This is a genomic window from Cesiribacter sp. SM1 (assembly GCF_020178975.1).
In the GTDB taxonomy this organism is placed as follows: domain Bacteria; phylum Bacteroidota; class Bacteroidia; order Cytophagales; family Cyclobacteriaceae; genus Cesiribacter.
Genome location: NZ_JAHXBU010000042.1, coordinates 149,066 through 174,208, shown reverse-complemented (window position 1 = coordinate 174,208; position 25,143 = coordinate 149,066). Strand labels below are relative to the sequence as shown.

24 protein-coding genes and 1 tRNA gene are annotated in these 25,143 nt (G+C 48.5%); 9 read left to right on the top strand and 16 right to left on the bottom strand.

Annotation, left to right across the window (positions count from 1 at the left end; all coding sequences use genetic code 11):
- The first annotated feature begins 427 nt into the window (after positions 1-427).
- Genes KWJ01_RS07095 through KWJ01_RS07080 form a run of 4 tightly spaced genes read left to right on the top strand, consistent with a single transcriptional unit; the run spans position 428 to position 4,344 of the window.
- Positions 428-1,513 (top strand): M12 family metallopeptidase, encoded by a 1,086-nt coding sequence (locus KWJ01_RS07095; RefSeq protein WP_224995731.1) that lies wholly within the window; start codon positions 428-430, stop codon positions 1,511-1,513.
- Between the two features lie 34 nt (positions 1,514-1,547).
- A complete protein-coding gene (locus KWJ01_RS07090) occupies positions 1,548-2,108 on the top strand; it encodes a hypothetical protein (RefSeq protein ID WP_224995730.1) in 561 nt (186 codons plus the stop codon).
- A 33-nt stretch (positions 2,109-2,141) separates the two neighbouring features.
- On the top strand, positions 2,142-3,542 hold the full coding sequence (locus KWJ01_RS07085; protein ID WP_224995729.1) for a P-loop NTPase fold protein: 1,401 nt from the start codon (positions 2,142-2,144) through the stop codon (positions 3,540-3,542).
- 4 nt (positions 3,543-3,546) lie between these two features.
- Positions 3,547-4,344 (top strand): hypothetical protein, encoded by a 798-nt coding sequence (locus tag KWJ01_RS07080; RefSeq protein ID WP_224995728.1) that lies wholly within the window; start codon positions 3,547-3,549, stop codon positions 4,342-4,344.
- 207 nt (positions 4,345-4,551) lie between these two features.
- Here KWJ01_RS07080 and KWJ01_RS07075 read toward each other — a convergent pair whose 3' ends face one another.
- Entirely contained in the window at positions 4,552-5,304 is a 753-nt protein-coding gene (locus KWJ01_RS07075) for a hypothetical protein (RefSeq protein WP_224995727.1), read from the bottom strand.
- 276 nt (positions 5,305-5,580) lie between these two features.
- On the opposite strand from KWJ01_RS07075, the gene KWJ01_RS07070 reads away from it, so the two are divergent.
- Complete coding sequence (locus KWJ01_RS07070; protein ID WP_224995726.1) at positions 5,581-6,873, top strand: serine hydrolase; 1,293 nt, start codon at positions 5,581-5,583, stop codon at positions 6,871-6,873.
- Positions 6,874-6,944: 71 nt separating this feature from the next.
- Here KWJ01_RS07070 and KWJ01_RS07065 read toward each other — a convergent pair whose 3' ends face one another.
- The 9 genes from KWJ01_RS07065 to KWJ01_RS07025 form a co-directional block, all read right to left on the bottom strand.
- A complete protein-coding gene (locus KWJ01_RS07065; RefSeq protein ID WP_224995725.1) occupies positions 6,945-7,331 on the bottom strand; it encodes a rhodanese-like domain-containing protein in 387 nt (128 codons plus the stop codon).
- A 142-nt stretch (positions 7,332-7,473) separates the two neighbouring features.
- Entirely contained in the window at positions 7,474-9,828 is a 2,355-nt protein-coding gene (locus tag KWJ01_RS07060) for a GMC family oxidoreductase N-terminal domain-containing protein (RefSeq protein ID WP_224995724.1), read from the bottom strand.
- On the bottom strand, positions 9,785-11,575 hold the full coding sequence (locus KWJ01_RS07055; protein ID WP_224995723.1) for a metallophosphoesterase: 1,791 nt from the start codon (positions 11,573-11,575) through the stop codon (positions 9,785-9,787). Before KWJ01_RS07055 ends, KWJ01_RS07060 begins: the two co-directional genes overlap by 44 nt.
- Positions 11,576-11,608: 33 nt before the next feature.
- Positions 11,609-13,057: a patatin-like phospholipase family protein gene (locus KWJ01_RS07050; protein WP_224995722.1), complete on the bottom strand. Its 1,449-nt coding sequence runs from the start codon at positions 13,055-13,057 to the stop codon at positions 11,609-11,611.
- Entirely contained in the window at positions 12,999-13,463 is a 465-nt protein-coding gene (locus KWJ01_RS07045) for a DUF4345 family protein (protein WP_224995721.1), read from the bottom strand. Before KWJ01_RS07045 ends, KWJ01_RS07050 begins: the two co-directional genes overlap by 59 nt.
- Entirely contained in the window at positions 13,460-13,834 is a 375-nt protein-coding gene (locus KWJ01_RS07040) for a patatin (protein WP_224995720.1), read from the bottom strand. The genes KWJ01_RS07045 and KWJ01_RS07040 overlap by 4 nt, the downstream gene beginning before the upstream one ends.
- Positions 13,824-14,360: a DUF1772 domain-containing protein gene (locus tag KWJ01_RS07035; protein ID WP_224995719.1), complete on the bottom strand. Its 537-nt coding sequence runs from the start codon at positions 14,358-14,360 to the stop codon at positions 13,824-13,826. Before KWJ01_RS07035 ends, KWJ01_RS07040 begins: the two co-directional genes overlap by 11 nt.
- A 16-nt stretch (positions 14,361-14,376) precedes the next feature.
- Positions 14,377-15,294, bottom strand: a complete 918-nt coding sequence (locus KWJ01_RS07030) for an acetoacetate decarboxylase family protein (RefSeq protein ID WP_224995718.1) — start codon at positions 15,292-15,294, stop codon at positions 14,377-14,379.
- A gap of 11 nt (positions 15,295-15,305) precedes the next feature.
- Positions 15,306-16,361, bottom strand: coding sequence for a triacylglycerol lipase (locus tag KWJ01_RS07025; RefSeq protein ID WP_224995717.1), 1,056 nt, complete (start codon positions 16,359-16,361; stop codon positions 15,306-15,308).
- Between the two features lie 674 nt (positions 16,362-17,035).
- Between KWJ01_RS07025 and KWJ01_RS07020 the strand changes: the two genes are divergently transcribed.
- Positions 17,036-18,499, top strand: coding sequence for a hypothetical protein (locus KWJ01_RS07020; RefSeq protein WP_224995716.1), 1,464 nt, complete (start codon positions 17,036-17,038; stop codon positions 18,497-18,499).
- A gap of 129 nt (positions 18,500-18,628) precedes the next feature.
- Here the strand turns inward: KWJ01_RS07020 and KWJ01_RS07015 are convergent, their stop codons facing one another.
- Entirely contained in the window at positions 18,629-18,925 is a 297-nt protein-coding gene (locus tag KWJ01_RS07015; protein WP_224995715.1) for a hypothetical protein, read from the bottom strand.
- 218 nt (positions 18,926-19,143) lie between these two features.
- Between KWJ01_RS07015 and KWJ01_RS07010 the strand changes: the two genes are divergently transcribed.
- Positions 19,144-20,286 carry a putative sensor domain DACNV-containing protein gene (locus tag KWJ01_RS07010; RefSeq protein ID WP_224995714.1) on the top strand — a complete coding sequence of 381 codons (1,143 nt, stop codon included), beginning with the start codon at positions 19,144-19,146 and terminating at the stop codon, positions 20,284-20,286.
- Positions 20,287-20,328: 42 nt separating this feature from the next.
- On the opposite strand, the gene KWJ01_RS07005 is transcribed toward KWJ01_RS07010, so the two are convergent.
- A complete protein-coding gene (locus tag KWJ01_RS07005; protein WP_224995713.1) occupies positions 20,329-21,192 on the bottom strand; it encodes a sugar phosphate isomerase/epimerase in 864 nt (287 codons plus the stop codon).
- Positions 21,193-21,421: 229 nt separating this feature from the next.
- Positions 21,422-21,817: a hypothetical protein gene (locus tag KWJ01_RS07000; RefSeq protein ID WP_224995712.1), complete on the bottom strand. Its 396-nt coding sequence runs from the start codon at positions 21,815-21,817 to the stop codon at positions 21,422-21,424.
- 248 nt (positions 21,818-22,065) lie between these two features.
- Here KWJ01_RS07000 and KWJ01_RS06995 point away from each other — a divergent pair, with 248 nt between their 5' ends.
- Both KWJ01_RS06995 and KWJ01_RS06990 read left to right on the top strand, forming a co-directional pair.
- Positions 22,066-22,698, top strand: coding sequence for a putative Ig domain-containing protein (locus KWJ01_RS06995; RefSeq protein ID WP_224995711.1), 633 nt, complete (start codon positions 22,066-22,068; stop codon positions 22,696-22,698).
- Positions 22,699-22,989: 291 nt separating this feature from the next.
- Positions 22,990-23,328, top strand: coding sequence for a cyclic-phosphate processing receiver domain-containing protein (locus tag KWJ01_RS06990; RefSeq protein ID WP_224995710.1), 339 nt, complete (start codon positions 22,990-22,992; stop codon positions 23,326-23,328).
- Positions 23,329-23,486: 158 nt separating this feature from the next.
- Here the strand turns inward: KWJ01_RS06990 and KWJ01_RS06985 are convergent, their stop codons facing one another.
- The 3 genes from KWJ01_RS06985 to KWJ01_RS06975 all read right to left on the bottom strand — a co-directional run bounded on the left by KWJ01_RS06985 (position 23,487) and on the right by KWJ01_RS06975 (position 25,132).
- Positions 23,487-23,714, bottom strand: a complete 228-nt coding sequence (locus KWJ01_RS06985) for an ADP-ribosylglycohydrolase family protein (protein WP_224995709.1) — start codon at positions 23,712-23,714, stop codon at positions 23,487-23,489.
- A 32-nt stretch (positions 23,715-23,746) separates the two neighbouring features.
- Entirely contained in the window at positions 23,747-24,727 is a 981-nt protein-coding gene (locus tag KWJ01_RS06980; RefSeq protein WP_224995708.1) for an HNH endonuclease, read from the bottom strand.
- Between the two features lie 331 nt (positions 24,728-25,058).
- Positions 25,059-25,132, bottom strand: a tRNA-Ile gene (locus KWJ01_RS06975).
- Between the last annotated feature and the right edge of the window lie 11 nt (positions 25,133-25,143).

The window sequence follows — 25,143 nt, the reverse complement described above, 5'->3', positions numbered from 1 at the left end:
AGAAACACTCCACCAGTGTAACAGTAGTATGCCTGTGCATAAGCAGGTAGTTGTAAGCTGCTGTTATTCAGTATTGTGTGGTAATAAATTGTTGCTTTCCCTCCACAAATTATAAGCGCTTTTACTTTTTTATCTTCCAGCTATTTTCTAAATTAAGCTTATAAAATGATATTTTTCCTGTGAAAAAATCAAATACCACAGACTTGCTTATTAATAGACTTACCGGTATTTCCATTTTTTTCCAGTAGCAGGTATTCCGTATTTATGCCATAGCGCATAAGTTTTTTACAAGCCTTCGTTTTAGCTTTTCCTCTCCGGCTTTCGCCAGGATCTCCAGCCTCCTCATCTGCCCCCTAAACCATTCTGGCAGGATGGGGAAACGCTATTCTGCCAGCTAGCTACAATCACCTCAAACATCCCTGTATTTATGGAAACCGACTTTATCACAACGGAAACTCCTACCATCAAGACCGCAGGCAGGTCATTTTGCTCCATGCCTGCTACAAAAGAGCGTGAACTCGATCCTGCCATCCCATTCGAAAGGGCCAGTCTTATCCGCTTAAACAACGATAAATGGGTTAACGGAACGGTAATACACTACTTCTTTTTTAAAACCCCGCCCCTTGCCGGTAGTGAAAGGGAGATGGAAGTGGTGCGGGAGGCATTCCGGATCTGGAAAGGACTCGGCATCGGACTTCAGTTTGAGGAAGTATTCGATATGTCGGAGGCAGAGGTACGCATAGGGTTTATGAAAGGAAATGGTTCCTGGTCTTACGTAGGTACACAGGTGTTGAACATAGGCCAGGGCGACCGAACCATGAACTTTGGCTGGGATATTACCCGTGAGGGTGAAATAAGTACAGCATTGCATGAAATAGGCCACACCCTGGGTTTTCCACATGAGCATCAGAATCCTAATGCAGGCATTGAGTGGGATGAAGAAAAAGTATATAGTTTACTGGCAGGCCCACCCAATAACTGGGACAGGCAAAAGACCTATCACAACATCATCAGGAAGCTTAACCCGAGTGATGTACAAGGTTCAGCCTGGGATCCGGATTCGGTAATGCATTACCCCTTTGGTCCTGGTCTTATACTTAAACCGGCTGCTTATCATCAAACAGGCGTAAATCCCTCCGGACAAATATCAGAAAAGGACAAGGATACGGTACTTAAATTTTATCCGCCCCTGATCAGGGAAGATGGTTATAAGCTTTTGGAGCCATTCAAGAGCATCCCGCTTTCGCTTAAGCCAACAGAACAGGCAAACCTGCGCATCAGGCCAACTGAAACCCGCACCTACAACATCAGAACTTTTGGCGAATCTGATGTGGTGGCTGTACTCTTTGAAAAAAGAGCCAAGCGCCTACGGTACCTCACTGCAGACGACGACAGTGGCGAAGACCGTAACGCAGCCATCCAGGTAAAACTATTTAAAGGCGTAACCTATGTGTTGCGCATCAGAGTGTACTATGCCAGCAAAGTGGGCAATACCGCGGTAATGCTGTGGTAAGTGTACAAAGACCAATCACCAACAAGGCCTGAATATGGCGGATAAAGCATCGATACCGGGTATAAAAAAAGGGGCGGGTTTTTTTGAAGCCTATAGCCCCGATGTTAAGACTGAAAGGGAATCACCCGCTGCCAGCTTGCAAAAACGCTATGCCTTACTGGGCAGAAGCCTGCAGCTAACCATGGGGGTGGGTGTTTTCCTCTTCAGCTGGTCTCTGGCTGTTCTGCTATTCTCTCCATATCCCAAACCTGACACTCCTCCTGATGATGAACTAACTGTTTTTACAGATAGCCTTAAGGTTGATACGACTGCTGTAACGGCCACAATGGAACAGTCTGCCGAAAAAGAACAGAAGGGGAGCCAAGCTACTGATCCGGGCGCAGGGGCACAGAACAACATTAAGCTGGAACAGCCTGGGAATCAGGGTGGAGCTGGAGAAAAAATACCCAGTAGCACTGCTGATCCTGCGAAAAGCCAGGAGCAACAGTACGAGCAGATATATCGGCCGGAAGATCCTTACCAAAACAAGGACATTGACAATCAGCAACAGCAACAGCAGCAACAAGCTGATAGATATAAAGGCAAAAAGGGCTGATTATTTATACCATCGAAACAATCAGAGAGAACCATGGAATTGCTCGAACTGCTTTTGAATACCAGCCCCGTATACCTGCTTTCGGGAATATTTTTGTGGACGCTGCTGGTGATCGGGCTGATTATAGCACGTAAAGCCATCAAGCAACAATACCTGCAAACACTGGGGGAGCCAACCCCCGACACTGCCAACCCGCCAGACCTGCTGGGCGTTTTTGATCAGCCCAGTGAGCACGATCTTTTAGGTTTTAGTGCTGTATCGAAGGCCATTGCCGGCCTGTTGCGCAACAAAGCCACCCAGGCTCCTTACAGCATTGTTTTATCCGGTGGTTGGGGCGTAGGCAAAAGCTCTGTGATGGCCCAGGTGCGCCGTGAAATTATGCAAAATGGAAAGCGGATGCACTGGCTCTGGTTTAATGTCTGGCACTTTCAAAATGGCCAGCACCTGCTCTCCTGTTTTCTTGGTTCCATCCTGGCACGTTGCGAAGAAAAGTCCAACGCACTTTTTCATTTCAAACTATTGTGGCGGAGGTTTTTAAAGCAAGGCTTTTGGAGTGGACTCAAAACTACTTTTAGTATTTTTCTCCTCCTGCCCCTGGGTCTTTACCTGATCTATTCGCTCCTGCACATCCAGCCCCTGAAGCCTCTGGCTCGTTCTATAGATTCAGGTATCACTTTCATCTCCGAAAAAGTAGATCTCAACAGCGGTATCGTATCGCTCTTCACGGCTCCTTTTCGTTTGCTGAATAAATCTCCGGAGCTGATCAAAACAGCCTATCTAGGACAACCTAAAGGTATAAGTACACCATCTGAAACTGTAGAAACCGTGGGAAAACCAGAGGCTGCCCTCTGGACTACCTTGCTTGCCTGGGGAGGTACGCTGCTAGCCTTCCGTAAAGAGCTTTTCTCGAAGGAAAGCATACTTACCAATCTTGTGCCAATGGAGCAGTTTAAGCTGGAGGCAGCAAGCTCCGATCCTGGTTTTCGCAGCAAGTATCAGCAGGAGTTCAGGGAGGTGATGCGTGCCGCCCCGGCAGGTAGCAGCTTTGTCGTTTTTATAGATGATGTTGACCGCATTGCCGGCGAGCGGGTACTGGAGCTACTGGAAAGCATCAATTTTATATCCGATACCGCAGGGCAGGTAGATGCCGGTAGTCCAAATGCCGTTAAGTTCTTTTTTATTATAGGGATGAATGTGCCGGAAGTAGTACGTACACTGTCCCAAGTGCTAAATCCGGAAGGAAAGCTTAACGACATTGAAGCACATAAGAAAGCAGCCGATTACCTGGCGAAGCTGGTCGATATGGTTGTACCCATGCCCGATTTGCAGCACTGCTCAAAAGAGCAGCTCTCTAACCTACTGTTTGGTGCTGCTCCAGGTGGGGCACCTGAAAGCCAGATTTTTGGTCTTGATCTAAGCCGTTTTAAACCCTGACAAGATGAGTCTGCGAACAATTGCCGGTGCACTGATTGGGTTATTTCTGGTTTTGTTGCTTTATGCAAAACTGGCAGATTTGGCTGGCGGCGTAGAGGCGCCTGGCAAAGGCACTGGTAGTGAAAAAACCTCCACCGAACTGGCGGATAGTGCAGGAAAAGCTGCTGAGGCCGGTGCCGACCTGCCGGGTAAAGAAGTGGCAGAAGCGGGTGCAGGCTTACCCCCTGAATCACCTTCTGTATGGGATATGATACCGGCATGGCTCCTGGTAAGCCTGGGTATGTTGCTGGTAGGTGGGGGCGGCTACTACGGCATGCAGGAGGTAAACCAAAAAATAGAGGAACGTGGTAGTATCGATAAAGATCCAAAGTTCCTGGAAGACATGCTGCGGGGCTATGCAGATATTATTTCGGAGATGCTGGTTACGCCACGCCAGATCAAGCGTTTCTCCAGTAAAATAAGGCTGCAGCACAACCTTATGCAAAATATTGCCCTGGAGCAAAAGACCCGGCCGGGAGGGGGAGGTTTCCAGTTCAATCAGCAGGAGCAGCTACTTTCGTTTATGTACCTCCTGATAATTGAACAGGACCGGGAAACAGTCCAGCAATTGGTTTATTGTACCAAAGAAGAGTTTGCCGGCAGGCTAAAAGACATTGCCCTTCATAAATTCGACTATAAAAGATTTTTGAACCAGGACAGAAGTACTGAAGCCAATGGGGCATTGTCCCTGTTTTTAGCTGCCCAACAGGATGAAGCACTTATAAAACAGCTCTGCCGCCTTAACCTGGGCTCCCTGGTTTAGCATCCAAGACCTCAAAAATGGTGCTGCCTAATCAGCAAAGGCAGAGATACAGCTTAGCGCTGTAGTAACTTCTTGCACTGTAATATATGCTTATATTATTGATCCAGGATTCCTGCCTTCACAATACAGCCCCCTACCAGAGCAGGACTGTATTGTGATGCAATACTTATATTTTGAAAAGACTGGCTAACAGGCATGAAGGAGCAATCAGGCAGGTAAGTTGTTGTTGCTGGGGGTGGACTGGTCGCTATTGGTAAAGAGCGATATTTTTTCCGGCACGCCAGCCAGGGCTTCCAGCGCCAGGGCATTGCTGCCCTCATCACCGGTAGCAAGTGCAGTCATTTTTCTGAAACTCATTGGCGCTTCTGAAGACTGCACCAGCGGAATCACATTCAGCGATGACTCTATAAAATCGTTTGTTCTTTTGAATGAATCACCGATGTGGTAAGGAGGCTTGATGTCTCTAAGAAATATACCTTCCTGGGTGTAGAGAATATCATCTTTGCTACCCTCCAGCACCTTACCTACAATGGCGGCAACAGGCGATAGCAGCGATAGAATAACGGATGCGGTAGGATTTACCAGGGCACTCACGGCAGTGACAATGCTTTTGATTTCAGCACCCGCGGCCACCTCCCTAAGTAATTTTCCCAGGTTACGGTTATCGTTGTCACTCTCAATGAACAATACAGCACAGTACACAAAAGCGCCTGGTTGTGCCGGACCATACACGAGCCTGCCGGAGCCTGCAAAATCTACCCGCTCCCAGGATTTTACCGGGTGTTCCATTTTGAGCATGTTCACATACACAGCAGGACTTTTATTATCCTGGCCTTTTTCATCTATGGCAATGGTGGCAATGTTTATTTCATTCCAGCGGTCCAGCCCGTCTGCAGACTTTCGCATCCTGAAATAAGGGATGGTGATGGCGATCTGATCTTTCTTATTGTTGAAATCCATGGTAAAAAATTAGGGTTTTTGTGGGAAAGTGATGTTAGCAGGCCCCTTGAAGAATATAATTGTATGCACTACAACAAGCAGTATGAGCAACAAACGGAGGGAGAAACATTGGTTTGCCTGCAAGAGTGCAATAGAAATAAAGGATGCTGCTTATCACTGGAGTTCAACTTAAGGTAGTATCTTTTAGGGTGCAGATCAAGCAAAAAACCTGAAATAAGTGTTGCAGGTGCCCTTTGTTTTTACATATTTGGCGTGTTATTCATTATTCTTTCAAACATGCGAAATCTGCTTTCCATTCTATTCCTGTCGCTTGCCCTTATGGCAGGTGCACAGACCAAATCCAGCAAAAAATCACCACCACTGGCAGAGGCTGCCCCGGCTAAAGCAGGTATGTCGGCCGAGCGGCTGGCCCGGATAGACGAGATGTTGCAAAGTGCCGTAGCAGAAGAAAAAATACCGGGTGCGGTGGCCCTGGTTGCCCGCAATGGTAAAATAGTGTACTACAAAGCGTTTGGAACTGCCGATCAGCAAAGCAACAGGCCCCTGAAGCGGGATGATATTTTCAGAATTGCCTCTCAGACCAAAGCCATTACCTCTACCGCCGTGATGATGCTTTGGGAGGAAGGAAAGTTTCAGCTGGATGATCCCATCTCCAAATACATACCTGAATTCAAGAACCCCCAGGTGCTGAAATCTTTTCGCTACAGCGATACCACCTATACCACCAAACCAGCCGATAAGGAAATTACCATACGCCACCTGCTTACCCATACCTCCGGCCTGGGCTATGGCATGATTGATAGCGATGAGCGCTTCAAAATGATGTATCAGAAAGCAGGCGTTACCGACCTGTTTACCACTGAACCCATTAGCATCGGGGAGAGTGTGAAAAAACTGGCTGCATTGCCACTGCACCACAATCCTGGCGAAAAATTTACCTACAGCGAGGGCCTGGATGTATTGGGCTATTTTGTGGAAGTGGTATCCGGAATGCCTTATGACCAGTTTCTTAGAACCCGCCTGTTTGAGCCGCTGGGTATGCAGGATACCTGGTTTTACCTGCCCCAGGATAAAGCGAACCGCCTGGTGGCTGTTCAGCATCAGCAGGATGGCGAGTGGCAGCCCTATACTGCCTCATTCTACGACACGAATTATCCAGTTGCAGGAGCCAGAAAGTTCTTTTCAGGCGGAGCTGGTTTATCCAGTACGGCCAAAGACTATGCTACTTTTCTGCAAATGTACCTTAATGGAGGGGAGCTTAATGGCGTACGTATCTTAAGCCGGCCAACGGTGCAGGTAATTATGGGCAACCAGATTGGCGACATCTGGGGCGAGGACGGAGACTCCTACCATGGCCTTGCCTTTAGTGTGCTCACGAGCAATGGCCAGGATAAGGGCGGAAGTGGCAGCACCGGCACCTTTAGCTGGGGTGGCTATTTTAATACTCAGTATTTTGCCGATCCACAGGAGAACATGATTGGCATCATCCTGAAGCAAACACAGGGACCTGTTTCAGACGATACCGGCTGGAAATTTAAACAACTGGTTGGCCAGTCAATTGATGATTAACTGTCAGGCTAAACCAGCAAACCTGTTTTAAGTCAATACAAAAGAAAAGCCCGGGCAGCCGGGCTTTTCTTTTAGCTTTGTTGCACTACCGGTCCCGATTTTTCTTTCCAGGCATTGAAGCCTCCCATGAGGTGGGCCACATTCTGCAGGCCCATCTGCTGTGCCCGCTGTGCCGCCAGTGCTGAGCGTCCGCCACTTTTGCAGTAAAAAACAAACTCCTTGTCTGCTGTAAATTCCTGTTTGTGATAGGGACTTTGCGGATCGAGGTAAAACTCCAGCATGCCTCTGGAGGCATGAAGCGACCCGGGTATTTTGCCATCATTTTTAAGCTCGGGTTCGTCCCGTACATCTACAAACTGTACATTTGGCTTACCTACCATGGCTTTGGCGGCTTCTACATCATAGCCTCTAACCTCCTGATTGGCGTTGGCTACTAATTCTTTAAGCGTAACATTCATGTTCCTGTAATAGCATGTATTGATTTTTGGTGTAATTAAGATCAATGGGCAATCAACCTATAGCAGTTGACATTAGCTGTTGCTATCATGCAAAGGCTGTGCTGAAATGAACAGCACCGGAGGCGGCTATACTGCTGCGTGGTTACCATTCCAGTACAAACTTTTCAAATACATTTTTCCCGAAAAACGTCCCGAAGTTTTTCAGTGCTTTTGCGGCTTCCAGCTTATTGGCAGCATGCAGGGCTTTCATGGTGGTGATCTGTTTGGCAAAGTCTTCTGGTAAAATGTTGAGTACGCCTTTGCCAACAACCTGTCCGCTATTGTCTTCTCCTTCGTAAACAGTAATGTAGAGGGTAGAGGTATCTGACCACACATCGAAGCCCTTATTATCAATGATTTCTTTATACCCCTCAAAGAAGTACTGCCTGCTATCTATGGTGTGCAGGCGCATGCTGTAGTTCATGTTGAGTGTATTAGCCTGTAGCTTACTGGGTACAAAAAGGTTGAACCGGCCCCTGCTGATGGTAAGTGCACTATCGGAGAGCGCCGGCGCGTTAACAGTTCCAGCCATTTTAGCAGGGTGCTGCTCCGACTCCAGCAAACCTTCCAGGTTATCAGAAATGATGGTAAGGGTAAATTCAAAAGGTGAATTATTTAGCTTGCCTATCCTGGCGGCCTCTGCATAATCTCCTGTTGCTCCGGCAGCAAAGTAACCCCTCATGGTTTCGGTAAACTGTATGCCGATTGGTTTAACTACCTCCGGCCTGGGTGCCACTGCAGGGAAATCATACGAAATGTGCAGGCCCCGTTCTTTGGCAATCAGCTCGCAGGAGCGTTCTGCCAGGGCAGAGATGGTGAGCAGGGGGTTAACGCCCACCGAACGCGGTATGATGGCCCCATCTATTACATACAGCCCTTTGTGCAGGCTTTTTCCCTTATCCGATGCCCAGACCTGCCCTACATGGTTTACCACTCCGTTTTCTGCAGAATCAGACATAATGCAGCCACCCAATGGATGCACCGTTACCAGGTCAAAGTTCATGGCCTTGTTCCAGGAGGGGTTGGTTACAAAGGTTCCGCCAAGGGCTTTGGTTGCCTCTTTCAGCTTAATGTTCACCCTTTTGAACACCTCCTGCCTGCCCACGCTGGGCCAGTCAACCCTTATGCGGTCCTGCTCCAGGCGCATGCTGCCGTTGCCATCGTCGTGCGACATCACCAGGTAGGTGAGCGTGTTGTTTAAGGCACCCTGGTAGGCACCCTGGATCAGGGACCTGATTTTCCTGAATTTTTCAGTGATGAAATCTTTCAGTCCTTTATCGGTATCCCTGCCCAGCAGCCTGGCAACCGATACAAACATACCAGGCAGCACGCCCGACAGGGCACCGGGAATTACCCCTTCTTCTATCACAAAACCATCTGCCAGCGCTTCTTTGTCGCGGGCATCGATAATACTGCCAATGCAGGGCCCCACTGCTTTTACGCTGCCATTGGGCTTGTGCTTGCCCCAACCTATGCCGTTTACAGGCTGATCGTTATTAAAAGCAAAACCCAGCACATCGCCATTGCCCGTAAACCTTTTGCCCAGCATGGGGGAGAGGGAGAGTCCTTTTTCGCGCGATTTCAGTAAAATTTCCGTACTGCCCAGGCTGCCGGCTGCCAGGATAACCATGCCTGCTTTAACAAACAGAAAAGGAGCACTAAACTTTTCCCGGCCGGCATCCTGCAGCTGGTAATGCACCGTCCACTGATCTCCAGCTTTCTGCAGGTACTGAACGGCCACCTTTGTATAGATCTCTGCCCCATGATTTTTGGCATCGGGCAGGTAGTTCATAAGGGTAGTGTTTTTTGCTGCATAGTTGCAGCCCGTTACGCAGTCGCCGCAGAGATCACACTTATGCTGCTGCACACCTACATGGTTAATGCCACCCTCAAAATTTACATTGATGGGTACATAAGAAAACCTTTCCTTCAGGGCCTTGGCGGCCAGCTTCATCGACTCTGTTTTGGCCAAAATCGGATAACCGTTTTTGCCCTCCGGATAGCACTCCGGCCTTAGCATTTCGCGGGCCCGCTGCACGCCCCGTGCTACAGAGGCCATATCTTCGCGAATTTCTGTGGGCCAGCTCGTATCCATGAATACCCTTTCGTCTGCTTCTATGCACACATTGGCATTTACCAGTGAGGTGCCCCCCAAACCGCAACCTACAAATACATTGATATCTTTATTTACATGAAACTCATATAAGCCTGTTTTTGAGCCTATATGCTTTCCCGGCATGTTGAACTGCATTTCACGGGCGGCCTCTTTCTGGCTGTAAGGGTATTCGCCCGGCTGAATTTCTCTGCCCCTCTCCAGCAGGCATACTGTAAGGCCGGCACGGGCCATGCGTGAGGCTGCAATGCTGCCACCATAGCCAGAGCCGATCACGACTACATCGTAAAAAGGCTTTATGTCAGCGATCGGTGATGACAGGTAAGCCTGGGCTTTCTTTTTCATGTTTGTTGGCTTTTATGGTGATTACCTTATCTACTAGCTTTGTTGTGAGTAGCCTATCGGGTACGTAGTGCTTGCCCTCTTTCTTCCAGCGGGCTGTTTTTTTCAGGCCAATCGGGTAAATCGAAAGCGCCTCACGGCTGATGTGCATGCGCAGGAAATTTTTATAGCCCCTCCACTTAATGGCAGAAAAAGCTTCGTTGTCGTGGATGCGGAAAAGTAGATTTGTGATAAGCAGGTACAGCCCCATTACCAGGCAGCCAAGCAAACCACCGCTCACAAAAATGAGTACCGTGAGCAGAGATATAGTGCCCAAATGGTTAATATCCATTGCCCCGATAGGGCCTAACCAGTAGGATAGGAGCCAGAACAGCCCAAAACCTACCAGGATGTGCACAAGCCCGTGCAGGGTACCCAGCAGCCAGAGGTAGTTCTTTTTGCTGGCGTTGGTATCCGTAAACTTTGTAACCCCAAAAATGACGGCAGCAATCACAAAAACCAGCAGGGGGTTCATCAGCAGGATATTGAGGATATCAGTAGTAAACTGTTTTAGATTATCCAGCTGTGGCTCATAAAGGCTGATTTTCTGAAAAAAGGTTAGCCCACTTTTGGTGGCTTCCTGTAATTCCCAGGCAAAGAGCACATAGAAGGCCCCCATAAAAAACGCAAACTGCGGGTTAAACAGCGGGAAGGCCAGGTTCCAGAAAGCCAGCTTCCTGGACCTATCTTTCTCCGGAAATGTTTTCTGGAGAAAGTAGTTGCCTTCCCGCAGGTTTAGTTCATCCTTAAGGTTGTGGGTAGGGTGCATAAATGCACCACCGCCACCTGATGTGATCTTGTGCGATGCCTGGCCGTGCGAGATCAGCTCGTAACGTGCATAATGATGAAGATCACCAGCAATGGTAACGGCAAGCTCCATCTCTTTATCGATGATATAGCGCTGTTCAAAAAACTTCAGGTTTTCGTAGCTCTTGTCTTTTTTGCGGGTGGTAAAAGTCCAGCTGGGCTCGGCCGTGCACAGGATCACTTTATCACCCTTTTTCATCTTTTTGGCGATGCTGTCGAAATACTGCAGCTGCGGGTAATCTATGTCGGCAGAGAGCTGTATATCGATACCCCACAACCACCAGTTATGGGGCAGTTTGATGGCAAAATAGCTGCGGCACTGCCTGCTTAGCCAGTTGCCAATGGTTCGGCCCTGGCAGAAGATCTTGATGAAATTGGACAGGCCATCGTACCAGTCGTGGTTGCCCGGTACAGCATAGAGGTGGTGTTCTTTCTCCTCCTTTCCATTTCCACTGGCCGGCGGGCATGTCTGATTCCGGCAGGCGGCATCAAAGGGGCCTCTTAGGCGATTTTCATAATCCTCTCGGGTGGCAACAGGATACACCTGGTCTCCACCCAGCACCAGTATATCACCCTTGAAAGTCTCTATGCCGTCAACAGTTAGCTGCTCTGCCGATAGCAGGTTAGCCATGGTAAAGGTGGAATGAAACCCATCGCCGGTATCAGACATATAATCAATCCAGATTTCCTCCTTATCGCTATAATCGTAATCGTTACATTCGGAAAGGGCGGCTTGTATTTCCCTTTTATCAGAATAAGCACCAAACACCGACGATACCACTGTTTTTACAGCCGTACCCAGCAGCTGGCGGGCATCGTACCAGCCCACCATGGGTCTAGGTTCAAATTTTAACGCCTCGCTTTCTTTCCTTTTCCTGGCTTTATATTCATGCTGCTCTTCCATAGTGCAGGGGGTTAGGGTGATAAAAGTTTGTTTCTATACAAAAAAATAGCTCTTAAGCTTTTGCTTTGCCTTTCGTTTTTCTATCCAGCTGCGGGTATTGTAAAAGCTGAAACTCTTTTGCAGATAGCGCCAGTCGGTTGCCGTAGTCGTAAAACAGGAGCTGGCAACAAGCTCGCCGGCTGCACTGCTTCCCTTATGCAGTGCAATCTCTACTGCTCTGGAAGCAGTAGAGGTGGTATGTAGCGGCCAGCTGCCCTGCATAAAATAATCTTCTCCTGAAATGCCAATCCTGAAGCTGAACCTGCCACTTTTGGTACCCTCTGCAGCGCCAGGCCCCACCACAAGCCTGCCCTGGTAGCCGTAATAGGTAAGATCTGCTGTAGTAAAGCTTAAGCTGGCTACCAGGCGGTAAGGATGGTGCGCTTCAACAAAGTGCTCTACATCATGAATGCTGAAGGAGAGGTGCAGGAGCGCTTCTCTATCCTGCAATTGCCCCATGAGTCTGGCCCGGCAGGAGAAGGCCACGCCTGGTTCCTGCATTTTTGTTGATTGTGGAGAAGGTGGAGCAGGATATTGGCTGGCATTGATGCAATATTCTTTTGCATCGGCATAGCCCATTTCTATGAGGGTGGTGGTGTTGATGCGGTTAAAATACAGGTCATTATCCAGGGGTAGGGGATATTCAGGCTTGATGATGTGCACCTTTACTTCCTGCTTCTGTCCATATGGTGAGTCGCCCTTTTCAATTCTGCTGTTGAGCTCGTTGATGTAATCAAATTCAGCAAAAAGAGCGCCGTTTGCACTCATTTCAATCATGTGCACGTACTGCCTGAAGGAGCCGCCCTGGTACTGGTGCTGGTTGCCAATGGCCCACACCAGCCATATTTCTTCCGCTCCTCTTTTAACCGCCTCCAACAGGTTGGCATCTTTTATCCACACTGCATCTATGTACCAGTCGGCCCCGATCTTTAGAGCAGGCATCAGCATGGGGAGCGAAACACCGGCAATAAGGTGCTGCAACTGTACGTGGGGATGGGGTATGGCCTCGTTTGTTTTCCAGGAGTAATTGCAAACATTAAAAGTGCCGGCCAGCCTTTCTTCCTGTCTGATCCTGTTAACACTAATGCCTAAATGCGGAAATACTTTCCTGGCAATACCATCTGCATCGCCAAAGGCCGGCAGTTGCAGGGGGCTTAGGTACTTCCGGAGGGGGAGGTAGGAAATAAAGTCTTTTATGCGCACAGTGCTCCAGTTATTGCACATTTCTGCAGTGGAGAGTCCGGAGAGCAGCATGGCCAGGTTAAAAATTCCACCTGAGGTAGCATCGGCATGGGTAAACTGCAGGCCTTCTTCTTCCAGTGCTTTCAGCACCCCGGCCTGGTAAGCCAGCCGCATACCGCCGCCAGCCAGTACCAGCGATCTTTTAATACCGCTGTAGCCTGCCGGTACTCTGAATGGTAAGGGGCTGTTGCTTTGCTCCATTGTGCTTGATTTCCTTCTGTGTATAGATAAAAATAAGGATCACACCCACCAGTTCCCAGCCGGCAAACAGGTAAAAAATGCCATGGGGGGAGCCATCGGCAAAAAGCGATACAGTTCTGGCAAGTACCCCCAGAAACATCACGGATAGAAAGAGCCTGTTGTATTTTGGCTCGGAGAAAATTTCCCGGGTAAAGGCGATGGCAAACCAGCCAAAACCAAACTCAATCAGCCTTAAAAACCGGTACTGACTTAACATACTGGCAGTAGTTTTGGAATTTAGCTGTGTTGTGTCAAGCTCAAAGAGCATTTGCTGATCCAGCTGCGCACCAACAAAGGCACCCCAGATGCCGGCTACCAGCATAAGCCCCACATAGGTGTAGAAGAAGAAGTAAGCCAGAAATTTCACTGTTTCTCCTTTTGTAATTTCTTCCAGTAGACCAGAATGATGATCCCTGACAGCAGATCGAATGCGGCAACACTTAGGGCAAGTGCGGAAAAAATGTTGCCATATACCCCCAGGCCAATGGCAGCGGCAGCGCCAAACTTTTGCATGCCACACCAGAACATCGCGAAGGCAGCATGTTGCCCGCTCTTTAGTGCCTGCAGCAACAGGGCACTAAACAGGCACATGAACATGCCAATGATGGCAAAGAAATGTGCACTGGTGCTGCTCACCTTTGCTCCAACGAGTGCTAAAATTTCCGGGGCAGCCACTACTTGCCCCAGCCCTGTGGCAAGGGTTATAATGGCAATGGCTATGATGCCTCTATAGAGCAAGCTTTGGGTTTCTGTGCCTTGCAGAAACTGCCCTGTGAGTTGTGGTACTTTGTACATATTTAATAAAGAAGAAAGCCATCATGCAGAGCCACTGAAAGGTCCAGAGGCAAACCCTTACTACGTTCAGATTCATCCACTTATCCAGCACCTCTCGGAGCACCACTGCATCTCTAATGCCGGCACTCATTTGTTCGTTATAAGGAATGATGAAGATTAACGTTAGCGCTGTTGCCAACACCACCCCCAGCAGCACCCCGATAGGAAACCACCTGAGATAACTCCTCCATTCTGCTACAATCATCACCAGGGCGCAGGCAATCATTAGCCCGGTCATGTAGGTGAAGAAATTGGTGGCAGCCGTTACCTGCGGTACAAACTGCATGTAGTAGTTATCAGGCGTTAACTCCGGGGCAATCGGGAAAGAAAACAGGACTAACGACCAGCCTGTGCCAAGGTATACCGAGGTACACAGGAACAGCAGCGAATGGTTAATCCCCAGTATGAATTTTTTTCTGTCTATGGACATACCTGAAAGGTTTTAGTTACACACCAGCGGGTGCAGGTTTTTTCTCCGGATCTCTGTTTGGCTCATCCCTTTCTCTGTTTGGGTTTTCCAGCCATTCTTCGCCATAGCCCAGGTGAAATACACTTTCCAGTCCCTCGGGATTTTCCTTCGGCAGGCTGGGGTAGCTAAGGAACCAGCTTTCGAAGTAGTCATCCAGAACACCGGTGGTTTTGGGCAGATAGGCTGTAAAAATGGGCTGTTCCCCTATTTCCAGACTTTTGAGTGGGGCAGCCCGGGGGTGATCGCCAAAAGTGAGTCGGGCAGCTCCTTTCCTGTACAGGCTAAAGCCTGCTTTTCCTTTAAAATAGATGTAGGATTTCATCAGCATGCCCCTGAACTGGCAGTAGTTAGCGGCACCCAAATTTATGGGCAGGAATACTTTTGATGGGCGGCTAACATCCAGCCGCATTACCATCTGCCCATCCTTATCGTACTGGGCGCTGAGCAGCTCGGGCCCTTCCAGAAAATCTAGATTTGCCTGGTGCTTTGGCATGCCCCAGATGCCTTTACCGCCCTTTACAGAAATTTCGGTGCTTACCGGCAGGTCAAGGATATACTGGCCGGTTTTATAGGTGTTCATGAGCATGGCCGGAACAAGCCTTGGTGCAGGCTTTGGACCATGGGTACAGGCAAGGGCAATGCTGTATTCAATGTATTTGCCGATATCAGTAATTCGGTAATCAACTACCGTTACAACAAAAACTGCTTTGCCATCCAGCAAACGCATGGGGTGCAGCTCATTGCCCGGAAACAAGGCTTTTGCCCTTTCGTAGCTGGCAGGAAAAGCGGCCATGATTACGGCAGCATCGTCAGAATTGATGGGTAGCCTGTAGGGGATGCCATCTACCCGGGCGTACCTGCCTGCCTGTCGCTTTAGTCTTTTAGGAATTGCCATAGTTTTAAAAATTAGTTGAGGCTCAGTGCCTGAGCCATGAGGGGGAATACATCCCTGAATGCATTTCTTCCAATAAAAATATCCAGGTGACTATAGCCGGGTACCAGCTGTAATCCATGGTAGTTTGGCCTGATCCTGTCGAAATACTCAAAGCTCTTCTGCTGGCTCAGGGGCAGAAAGCACAGGTTCTTTTCACCGGCAAAAAAGGTGATCCTGGCATCGGTCTGTGGTTGGTGCTCGAGCAGCGATGCCGGGAAAAAATCATTATCTCCTGCCGATCTTAAATGCCCCTCTTTTACCGATAGGGCAATCTGCCTGTAAAAGCTCATGGGCACGTGGGCAAACTCATGGCTGATCCATTCGTGTGTTTCTTCATTTAAATTCTCATGCCGCCAGAGTGCCGGAAATCCGCTGCCATAGGTAAAGCTCACCTGTTTACACACCCCGTTACTGCATTCGTGGTGGGTAAGCCTTACCAGCGTATTGATCATGATGGCAGCAAAGCCTCTGGGTTGCACGCCCCATTGCGGGTTTAGGTAGGGTGTCATCATTTTCACCACCGGTACCAGGTAGCCCAGCTTAAACCTGGAAAAATCCGGTACCACCGGATGCAGGGAAACAGCATTGGAAATAATGTTGTAAACCTGCGGCACCAGCCCCATTACCACCGACATCATAAAGCTGGTAGATCCCTGGCAATGAATAATGGCTTTGATCCGGGGCTGCCCGGTTTCTTCTACTACCTTTTTTACAGCAAAGGGATGATCATAAAGGGCAGCCTGGTCTAGCGTCCACTGGTTTGGAGGTAAATCGATGCTGGACCGCCAGTTCTCCAGCCATACATCATAACCCTCTTCCAGCAGGTAGTCAACAATATTCTTTTTTACAGGCGCTAAAAATATGCTTGCACTAACCCCTGCACCATGTACCAGCAAAACAGGCCCTTTTTTTGGTGCTGTGCTCCCCTTTACATGAATCAGGTTACAGCCAAAACCATCGCCCGCAACAAAAGGAACTGTTGTAAATACCAGGCCTTCGCCCGTATATTTTTTAAGGGTTTGCACCATGGCAGGGGCAGTTGAGAGTAAAAAATCACGCCTGAAGATTCAACCATATCTTGGGCAGCGAAGAGGGTACTAAGCCCAATCGTGCTCCAGATCCTGCTGTATCCCTTTGAATTAAATTATTCTTTCCGGGCTGAATGGTAGCAGGGATGTGCTGGAATTTGCCGTTAACTATGCGTGAGATACATCGGGCATGCGCCGGGAGGCGGTGCCGGATATTCCGGAATCGGTACCACTGCCGCTTAACAGAAAAAATTGCGCGGAGGGGTGGTAAGTGGGTGATATTTAGCTTGTTGGAAATTAAGGTATAATATTTTAAAATTCCAATATTATTTAAAATATTTTGAATATAAGCCTTTTGCTTACATTCCCGGAGGGGCTCCTGATGCCGGCATTCAATGCATTATCAGCCAGATGGGAATACCGCTGGTTATCTGGCAGCCCAGGGCACCGCCTTAAGTATGGTCACCCCCATGAATTTTAACTGCAAAGGGCAGTCCGGTACATCTGCATGTACTGATTATATCCAGTGCTTATGTGGTACTAGCTGCATCTTTCCTAAAAGGGGGCAAGTGCAACAAAACCATGCAGGTGCTACGCTGTTATACAAATACTTTAGTAACAGGCAGTAGTACTGCCAATTTTTGAAACAGATTTTTTAACCAAACTCTAATCCTATGCAAAACGATAGAGATTATCAGAACAGAAACAGGGGAGATTATAACCGGAACAGGAACAACGACTACCTTGGCTACAACCAGAGACCTGGTTATGACTCCGGCCGCTTCGACAGCGACAGGAACAATCGCTTTGGCGGTGACAGGGACCGTGACAGAGACTATGGTCGCAGCAGCGGTTATGACCGCAACCGTGATTACGGCCGCAGCAGCTATGACCGTAGTAGCAGCTATGACCGCAACAGCGGATATGGTAGTAACCGCGGAGGTAGTGAATCCGGCCGCTATGCCGACTACAGCATGGACAGAGCGGGTGGAGGAATGAACCTTGGGGGCGGCTCAACCTATAACCGCGACAGAAACTATGGAGGGTACTCCAGTGAAAGTAAGTTTGGCTCTGACCGTAACCGTAACCAGGATCGTGATCGTGACAGTGGCGGAAGCGGCATCAATTATGGCATGAGGGGCATGGGTGGCTACGGCGGTAGCAATGATTTTAGCAGTGGCAGCTATGGCGGCAGCAGCCTGGGTGGTTCCAGGGATATAGGCGGCGGCTATGACAGATCCGGAGGTTATAGTGGCAGTGGCATAAGCAGCAGCTATGGCAGCTCTGATGATTCCCGCAGCTTTGGCGGCGGCTACGACCGCGACAGAGACTTTGGCAGTGGCGGGGGTATCACCAACATGGGTGGCGACTATGACCGCGACAGAAGCCGCAGCAGGGGAGGATCCAGCTATGGCGAAGGAAACTCCGACCGTAACCGCGATTACCTGGGCAGCTACAACAACCAGGGCGGTAGCAGGTACGACAGGGGCAGCACCTACGGCAGTGGTGAGTCTTCTTATGGAGGAAGCACTAACAGAGGCAGTAGTAATTATGGCGGCGGCTCCAGCTACGGCGGCGGCTCCAGCTACGGTGGTGGTTCCGGCTATGGAAGTGGCAGTAACGACTCCGGCTCTTCATATAGAGGAGGTACGAATGTAGGGAGCGGCTCCTCCATGGGAGGCGGCTCCTCTTACGGAAGCGGCGCTGGCGCTGGGGGTGGCTCTACTTATGGCGGCGCCACACCAAACTATGGTAATTTTAACCGGGGGGATGGTCATGGCAGCCGGGAGGAAGGCCATTACGGCTTCAATACCAACTCCAGCCAGTGGGGTGGCCGCTACGGCAGCAGTCAGGATAACGACCGTAACCGCGGCAGCCACTATGGTTCCTCTGGTTACCAGAGAGACTGGAACCGCGACAGAGATCAGAATTATAGCAGTAGCTATGGACAGCACCGTGGCCATCATGATACCAATACCGGCAACCGTGAGTACGACCGCGGCAATTATGGTGCTACCGATTATGTGCGCAACAGGGGCCAGCATCAGGATCATGATGATGATAACTCGCGCGGTTTACTGGATAAAGTAACCGAACGGGTAAGCTCCTGGTTTGGCGGAAATGACAACGACCGATAAAGGTCCAAAACTTCCAGATCGCCTGAACGATAGCAGGCTTTATACAAAACAGCCCCGGAAATATTTTCGGGGCTGTTTTCATTCCCAGCATAGGGAATCATGAGCGCTTAAACTGCTAAGCGCAGCGGACTAGGAGTTTTCCTTTTGCTTATTGCTGCGCTCCTGGTTTTGCTGTTCGCGGCTGCCAAAACGGTCTGCAATTTCCTTTGCAGAGCTTTGCGGCGTGGTTTGCTGACTGCGGCCGCTCATCTCATTTTTCTGGTTTTCCAGGTCTATGTCGATGTTCCGCCCTTTTCTGTCCTTATCAGAATCAGGATTGCCGGCGGCTTCTTTCGTGCGGCTGGCAGGGTTTATATCAGGCCTGTTGCGGTCTGCCGGATACGTATTATTGTCTTTATCCCTGCTATAATTATTATCGTTGTTCATAATCTTCTTTGTTTAAATTGTACATACTGTTTCCGGTATAGTTTACGCACCTTTCATTAAGGGGTTGTATGGATCAGGTTCGTCAAGCTATTCAGCTCCGGCTTGTTTTCTTTCAGCTAAAGTATTTATATTGAACAGGGTAATGAAAACGGTCCATTATACATTTTTTGTCCGGTAGCAATGTTATTCAGCCAGCTGTTTGAAAAATATCTAAAGCAATGCAAGTGAGATCGACCTATCAGGCAGCACAGCTGGTCGCTGAAAATGTAGAAGCACATTTTGTTCGTCAGCATGCTGCGGCCCGGGAGCTGGGCGAACAGATCAGTGTCCCGCTGCCGTCTGCAGCAGTTATCCAGCAGCTGCTAGACGTATGCTTCTGGGCCAGCCTGCGCCGGGAAGAAGGCCATGCGCCAAAAATTTCACTTGCATACCTCTCGCCGGAGCAGGCTGTACAGCCCCTCTTGCTCAGGCACCGCCTGCCCTTTACACCCAACGTGCTCATCAAAGCATCGCCAGGTGTGGAGCGTGCCGGCATACACCTGGGTGTGTGGCAGGAGAAGGGGCAGCTCTATATCTGGGGCACCACCCGCAATGTTCCAAGCCTTTGCCTTGTGCTCGATGTTTCGGCGCCTGGTTTGCTGGTGATCAAGCACCGCCGGATCGACGGCTTCGGTAAATTTAAAAATGTAGCCATTTTACAGGGCGACCAGATTAAGATCGTGGATGAAGAGGTGCGCAGCACACCCGACTGTCCTTCCTTGCTTAACAGGCTGCTGGGTGGACCAAACGCCCTGCACTGGTACGATTCGCTGCATGTGCTGGTGCAGCTGGCGGTTTCCATGCGCGCACATGGCCGAGGGGGTATCCTGCTCATTGTTCCGCATGGTACAGAGCAGTGGCGTGAATCTATCGTACACCCGCTTACTTATTCACTTGATCCACCCTTTTCGGCGCTTTCCGACCTTGTAAAGCAACCTGCCTATGCCAAGGAAGAGGCCCGCTGGCAGATAGACTTCCGGCGGGAGGTGGATGCCATCGGAGGGCTTACCGCAATAGACGGAGCCACCCTTATGAGCGATCAGTACCACCTGCTTGCCTTTGGTGCTAAAATAATGCGGGCACATGGCAGGGAGAGCATAGAGAAGCTATATAGCACAGAACCTATTGTTGGCGTGCAGGCCTCCATCGATCATCCCTCCAAAAGCGGAGGCACCAGGCACCTTTCGGCAGCCCAGTTTGTACACGACCAGCGCGACTGCCTGGCCCTGGTTGCCTCGCAGGACGGCCGCTTCACCATCTTCTCCTGGTCTCCCTGCGAGCAATGCGTGCAGGCTCACCGCATCGATAGCTTACTGCTGTAGTTATATATAGATCACTTAGGGAACAAAATAGGCTGTTACCTGCTATTCTTTCAGACTTTTCAGATAGGCAATAGTCTGGGGTACCTGGGTACGGATGCTGCTGCTTTCATCTTCAATGAAATAATGCTTGATGCCGGCCTTTTTAGCAGCTTTCAAAACAGCAGGAATGTCAATCTGTCCCGTGCCAACTGCCACATCATTTTCAGTAGAGGTGGAGCCAGTATGGTCACCTTTAACACCTTTCTTCAGGTCTTTTATATGCATCAGCTTCCATCGGTCTCCATACTTGTTAAGCAAAGCCACCGGATCAGCCCCTCCATGAAATGCCCACAGCACATCCAGTTCAAAGGATACCCATTCAGGATTCGTATTTTGAACGATATAGTCGAACAGGGTGCCATTATTATAGGGCCTGAACTCATAACCATGAATATGGTAGCAAAAAGTAAGGCCATTTTCCTTTAGCTTTTTACCGATGGTGTTAAAATCTTCAGCTGCTTTTTTAGCATTTTCAAATTTAAAGTCGTGCCTGTCATGCGGAATCCAGGCTACCATAACATAAGAAGCTCCCAGTATTTTAGCTGTTCTGATAATCTCATCCGGGTTTTCCAGCAACTCTTTGTAGCCTGCTCCTATGGAGGGAATGGTCAGCTTGCGTGCATCGGCCATCTTCCTGAATTCTTCTGGCGTGGTGCCTTTTGGGTTGCTGCCTTCGAGCTCTGTAATACCTAATGCCTGAATGGTATCCAGCGTGGCGGCAACACCATTGGGAAAGCTGTTCCGGTATGTATAAGTCTGCACGCCAAAAGGAAAGGTGTATAGGGGCTTTTCTGATTGGGCAAAAAGACTGGCCTTATGTGCCAGGGCTAGGGTGATGAATAACAAAAGGCACAGTACTTTTTTCATTTCATAAGAGTTTTAGCTTATGCTTTTACTACCTGAGTCTTCAGGAAATGAAATGTACCAATTTATGATCTTATTTTAACGTATTTTAGGCATTAACTTAGGATGGGCCTGTTAATCATTGCAAAGTTAATTTTCTCACATTTAGCTTAAGTGGCATGTCTATTTAGGTACAGCCTTCCATCCGTATCTTAAGATACTTTTGTAGCCATGAGCAGCCTGATACATTAGACTAATCTGTTAGCAACCACTTTTTTGCAGCTTCCAGGCTGGTAAAATTTTTTGTTTCAACCTGCTGGTCTGGAACGGCAGAAAGTATGCTTCTGGCAGAGGCACCTGCAAATATATCCATAGCCATGATCACTGCCTGCTTTTTATAGAAACCAGTCGATACAGCTTTGGGTACCCATACACTTTTAGCCCACTCCCGGTCTTTCGAATCAAGTATATTCATGAGCCTGATATCAGATATCCAGTTTGAGATGTTATGCTGTACGGCTATTTCCAATGCTTTTTCCAGACCCTCTCGATAGACAGGGCTGGGAATATACCCCTTCCAGGTTAAAGTTATTGCTGTAGCATTGTTTACCAATTCAATAACTAAAAAATCATTCTGAAACTGGAGCATACACATACAGCAGGAGGTAAATTCAGCTGGTTAAATGGCGAATTAAATCAGAATACACTAAAAGTGCAATTAGAATCCTGAAGAGCCTTTCTTTGTTCGTGTTACTGTGGGGTTTCAGTAAAGAAAGATGCTCCCTAATTTTTTTAGAACGTTTTCAGTTTCTGGTTCTCTTGCTTTGTACTGGGGCTCCTGGCTGCAGTTTACAGATTGGAGGATAAACCCCTTGGGGCTATTAGCGAAACCATGCTGTGCAGCCTGCTAATCTGGTTTTTGTACAAATTCAGCCTAACAAATGCTACAACCAGAGTGATAAGCAATCGGGTTGTTCCATTGACCTGGTACGCAACCCCTTACCACCGGCCCGGGCAGGTTCGGTATATACTTACCAGCCAAGCGCTACGGATGAGGACCTGCCCGCCAATACGCTTACGTTTACAGCCGAGCGTTTGCCTGTCTGGCTCAGTTTTGATCCGGTAACACATACCCTTAGCGGAACACCTTCAGCAGAAGAAACAGGCGTTTTTGAAGTACGGCTGAAGCTAAGTGATGGACAGGCTGAGGCAGAACAAGCCTTTGAACTACTGGTAGAGGGCCCTACCGGCTTACACCCGGAGGGGAGGCTTACAGAAGAAACTGTAAGGCTTGCGCCCAATCCAACAAAAGGAGTGATTGCCATACAATATCCTCAGCAGGTCAAGGGCAGTATCTTCCAGGCAGTCCTGCTATCTCTGGAGGGCCAAAAGCTTGTGAGCCTTCGCGGTACCCTTCCGGAGGTAAACGAGGCAGTCAGCAGCTATCTGCTGCAGGCCGGGGAGCGGATGTATGTGCTTCAGCTTTCATTAGGAAAGGAAACGCTTCACCTTAAAATTGTAAAGCAGTAGGCCTGCCGGGGTAGTAAAGCAACATCCAAATACAGGCAGCACCGATGCAAGTCTACATGTGCTGTCGCTGCTCATTCATGCAAGACTTCCTGGTTGATGTACTGGTCAATGCGAATGTTAAAGCTCAATGTAGTGCCAGAACGCTTGAGGCTTGCCCATAAAGAGGATTATTTGCCAGGCAAAGATGCGCTCATTGGCGAATCAGGAAATTAAAAAGTAAAGTATTTAATTTACAACAGCCCAGGTAATGAGCTGCAGGCTTGGGTGCCTGTTTTATCCTTGAGGAACGATATGAAGAAGCTGTTTTTAGACGATATCAGAACCGTAGACATGGTTTATGATCCGAGCATGGTTGCTGAATTTGATGTGGTGAGGTCCTATGCGGAGTTTATTAACTATCTCCAGGAAAATGGCCTACCTGATTTTGTCAGTTTTGACAATGACCTGGGATTAGATGAACGGGGAGAAGTAGCCCCTGATGGTTATGCGGCTGCTAAATGGCTGGTATACGAATCCGGACTGGATATGACAAACTTTACCTTCAAGGTTCATTCAGCTAACCCTGTTGCTGCTGAGCAGATAAGAGGTCTTTTAACGAATTACATCCGCCATCTAAGAGAAAATCAGTAGTCTGTTGCCTACTTCAACAGTAAAAAGCCTAAAGAAGAATATTCATGAGCCGATTAATTTATTTATTCGGCTCATTTTATGTTTGTATGTGAGCCGAATAGCGCTAATATTCGGCTCATGCGTTACAATTGGCGACAACCGGATTGGCCAGTATCCGCCTATACAGTGGAAGGGGTAGAGGATCGGCTCTTTACCTTTGCCACCAGCGCCACCAGCGTAGTGCGTATCAGCGAACCGTTGCCATTGCTCCAATCATCAAAGCCTCCGGCAAGATCAGGTTGTATTCCATGTGTGAGTCTATGAATGGCTTGGAAGGTAGCAATACCAATGAAGAACACCCTGCCATGAGGAGTCCAATACCCTTCTCCCCAGTGTAATAGACTCATGGCAACAGCCTCCAGTTTCAGGAGATATAGTGTTAATTTATGAATGTATTAATTCTATGGTGCTCTAAATTCTCCTGTGATGGATGCCAGGCTGTATTATTAGGTAATAGCACCTGTTTTCCCTCAAACTGTCTTATATTATATGGAGAAGAAAAGGGTTCAATAAAATGTTTTGATAGCACGAGCTGGTAATCCTCATCAAGTGTAATCAGCCCCCGGTCAAAGGCCCGGTGCAGGTTAGGGCAGAGGGCAATGCCATTGGTTGCTGTATCGTCATGGCTGATGCTCCAGGGCTTGATATGGCAGCCATCAATCATAGAGATATTTTGGGTGGCTTCCACACGTAGACCAGATATTGCACAAGTGTGGCTGTAAATGTTGGCAATGACCTTTTTGAAAGTCCCGTCCCGGACAAATGTTTCTTCCTCCAGTTCTTCCTTACTTAGCTGCTTTTGTAGAGATATGAGTCTTGCCTGGTAGGCTGTGGCAGGTTCATGTAAAATTTCCTCTTCAAGCTGGTGTAAGTAAGTCTTTATGGGCATGAGCAGTTTATCCGATGCAGCGGGAAAATAAGTGTGCAGTAGGATCATGCGCAGCAGTTCCCTGCTTTCATCTTCCTGCAGAAGCTGGTACAGGTCCTGATCAAATTCTGCCCAGGCAATGGCAGCCTGTAAGCTGCTAAAGCTCCTGATGGAGTGGGATTTTGTGATTGCTAGGTGATGCCCTGGCTTTACGATCAGGTGCCAGAAACCTTCTGACTGCATATGATAGAAGGGGAGCGCAAAGTTGGGTGTATGGGGTGTCGTGACCAGTAGACTCCAGAAGTCTTTGAAGGTGCTAATCAATTCAGGGGTTATATAAATCTTATTATTGGCTATTTGCCCGCTGCTGATTTGATGGAGAATGCTTAATAATAAAATAGGTTTATGAGGTGCCCCACCAAACTTATGGTCCCTTTTAAGCTTAGAAAATCGCTTGTTATAGTGGGAGAGGAGCTTGAGTTGCTGGGACATATAAATTCATTTGCGTCCGCTTGAATATATAAAGATGTGGGTCACTTAATAAGAGGGAGTATTCTCTATAACAGATAGATGTTGCCTTGTTATTGAACAACTGTAGTTAAACTCACTCAACTATCTTCATAAACTCCTACTTCTGTAGTGTTGAAAAGAAAATAATAGCCTAGAATTCAACAGATATTAGAAGCGAAATATTCCCCCTGCACAGAATTACAGATAGATGGCTAATAAGCTGTTGCAGCAATCCTAAAGGGGAATAGTATACATGTAAAAAGGACTTACAAGTTTTTACACTCGTAAGTCCTTGATAACTTGATAATGAGGGTGGGCCCAGCAGGGCACGATCCTGCGACCCCCTGATTATGAGTCAGGTGCTCTAACCAGCTGAGCTATAGGCCCAATATGTTGCT

Coding starts and splice junctions, on each gene's coding strand:
- KWJ01_RS07095 (WP_224995731.1), top strand. CDS start 428: ATGGAAACCGACTTTATCACAACGGAAACTCCTACCATCAAGACCGCA.
- KWJ01_RS07090 (WP_224995730.1), top strand. CDS start 1,548: ATGGCGGATAAAGCATCGATACCGGGTATAAAAAAAGGGGCGGGTTTT.
- KWJ01_RS07085 (WP_224995729.1), top strand. CDS start 2,142: ATGGAATTGCTCGAACTGCTTTTGAATACCAGCCCCGTATACCTGCTT.
- KWJ01_RS07080 (WP_224995728.1), top strand. CDS start 3,547: ATGAGTCTGCGAACAATTGCCGGTGCACTGATTGGGTTATTTCTGGTT.
- KWJ01_RS07075 (WP_224995727.1), bottom strand. CDS start 5,304: ATGGATTTCAACAATAAGAAAGATCAGATCGCCATCACCATCCCTTAT.
- KWJ01_RS07070 (WP_224995726.1), top strand. CDS start 5,581: ATGCGAAATCTGCTTTCCATTCTATTCCTGTCGCTTGCCCTTATGGCA.
- KWJ01_RS07065 (WP_224995725.1), bottom strand. CDS start 7,331: ATGAATGTTACGCTTAAAGAATTAGTAGCCAACGCCAATCAGGAGGTT.
- KWJ01_RS07060 (WP_224995724.1), bottom strand. CDS start 9,828: ATGAAAAAGAAAGCCCAGGCTTACCTGTCATCACCGATCGCTGACATA.
- KWJ01_RS07055 (WP_224995723.1), bottom strand. CDS start 11,575: ATGGAAGAGCAGCATGAATATAAAGCCAGGAAAAGGAAAGAAAGCGAG.
- KWJ01_RS07050 (WP_224995722.1), bottom strand. CDS start 13,057: ATGGAGCAAAGCAACAGCCCCTTACCATTCAGAGTACCGGCAGGCTAC.
- KWJ01_RS07035 (WP_224995719.1), bottom strand. CDS start 14,360: ATGTCCATAGACAGAAAAAAATTCATACTGGGGATTAACCATTCGCTG.
- KWJ01_RS07030 (WP_224995718.1), bottom strand. CDS start 15,294: ATGGCAATTCCTAAAAGACTAAAGCGACAGGCAGGCAGGTACGCCCGG.
- KWJ01_RS07025 (WP_224995717.1), bottom strand. CDS start 16,361: ATGGTGCAAACCCTTAAAAAATATACGGGCGAAGGCCTGGTATTTACA.
- KWJ01_RS07020 (WP_224995716.1), top strand. CDS start 17,036: ATGCAAAACGATAGAGATTATCAGAACAGAAACAGGGGAGATTATAAC.
- KWJ01_RS07015 (WP_224995715.1), bottom strand. CDS start 18,925: ATGAACAACGATAATAATTATAGCAGGGATAAAGACAATAATACGTAT.
- KWJ01_RS07010 (WP_224995714.1), top strand. CDS start 19,144: ATGCAAGTGAGATCGACCTATCAGGCAGCACAGCTGGTCGCTGAAAAT.
- KWJ01_RS07005 (WP_224995713.1), bottom strand. CDS start 21,192: ATGAAAAAAGTACTGTGCCTTTTGTTATTCATCACCCTAGCCCTGGCA.
- KWJ01_RS07000 (WP_224995712.1), bottom strand. CDS start 21,817: ATGCTCCAGTTTCAGAATGATTTTTTAGTTATTGAATTGGTAAACAAT.
- KWJ01_RS06990 (WP_224995710.1), top strand. CDS start 22,990: ATGAAGAAGCTGTTTTTAGACGATATCAGAACCGTAGACATGGTTTAT.
- KWJ01_RS06985 (WP_224995709.1), bottom strand. CDS start 23,714: ATGAGTCTATTACACTGGGGAGAAGGGTATTGGACTCCTCATGGCAGG.
- KWJ01_RS06980 (WP_224995708.1), bottom strand. CDS start 24,727: ATGTCCCAGCAACTCAAGCTCCTCTCCCACTATAACAAGCGATTTTCT.